General features: G+C 64.5%; 1 pseudogene. It reads left to right on the top strand.

Annotated features, from left to right (window positions below):
- Nucleotides 1-14: 14 nt before the first annotated feature.
- Nucleotides 15-1,295, top strand: a pseudogene (locus BMF89_RS19075) (pyruvate dehydrogenase (acetyl-transferring), homodimeric type); the annotation flags it as partial.

Below are 1,295 nucleotides of genomic sequence, written 5' to 3'. Positions count from 1 at the left end.
AAGAGAGGTTGGACGTGGCTGCAGGAGAAGAGACCTCACACATCCTTAGCGGGTTGACTTCCCAGCTGCCTGATCGTGATCCGGAAGAGACTGCCGAGTGGGTTGAGTCTTTGGATGCGTTGATCAGGGAGCAGGGCACGGAGCGGGCGCAGTTCATCATGCGCAGCCTGCTTCAGCGGGCGGGGTCCCAGTCGGTGGGGGTGCCGATGGTGACCACCACCGATTACGTGAACACGATCCCGGCGGACCAGGAAGCGGAATTCCCGGGCAACGAGGAGTTCGAGCGCCGGTACCGGGCGTACATGCGCTGGAACGCGGCCGTGATGGTGCACCGGGCGCAGCGGGCCGACATCGGGGTGGGCGGGCACATCTCCACCTATGCCGGGGCCGCGACCTTGTACGAGGTCGGCTTCAACCACTTCTTCCGCGGCAAGGACCACCCCTCCGGCGGGGACCAGGTCTTCTTCCAGGGACACGCGTCCCCGGGCATGTACGCCAGGGCGTTCATGGAAGGCCGGCTCTCGGAGGAGGACCTGGACGGGTTCCGGCAGGAAAAGTCCAAGCAGGGCCACGCGCTCTCCTCCTACCCGCACCCGCGCCTGATGCCCTCGTTCTGGGAATTCCCCACCGTGTCCATGGGCATCGGCCCGATGAACGCGATCTACCAGGCCCAGTCCAACCGCTACCTGCACGACCGCGGCGTCAAGGACACCTCCGATCAGCAGGTCTGGGCGTTCCTGGGCGACGGGGAAATGGACGAGCCCGAGTCCCGCGGCCTGCTCCAGCTCGCCGCGAACGAGAACCTGGACAACCTGAACTTCGTGATCAACTGCAACCTCCAGCGCCTGGACGGGCCGGTGAGGGGCAACGGGAAGATCATGCAGGAACTGGAGGCGTTCTTCCGCGGCGCGGGCTGGAACGTCATCAAGGTCGTCTGGGGCCGGGAATGGGATGAGCTCCTGGCCAAAGACACCGACGGGTCCCTGGTGAAGATCATGAACGAAACCGTCGACGGGGACTACCAGACCTACAAGGCCGAATCCGGCGGGTTCGTCCGGGAACACTTCTTCGGGAAAACCCCGGCGACCAAGGACATGGTCGCGGACCTGGACGACAACCAGATCTGGAACCTCAAACGCGGCGGCCACGACTACCGCAAGGTCTACGCCGCGTACAAGGCCGCGGTCGAGTTCAAGGGCAAACCCACCGTGATCCTGGCCAAGACCGTCAAGGGCTACGGACTCGGACCCCACTTCGAGGGCCGCAACGCGACCCACCAAATGAAGAAACTCACC

The organism is Arthrobacter sp. SRS-W-1-2016, assembly GCF_002009585.1.
Classification (GTDB): domain Bacteria; phylum Actinomycetota; class Actinomycetes; order Actinomycetales; family Micrococcaceae; genus Arthrobacter; species Arthrobacter bambusae_A.
The sequence above is the reverse complement of the archived record's forward strand: the minus strand, read 5'-3'. Positions and strand labels throughout refer to the sequence as shown.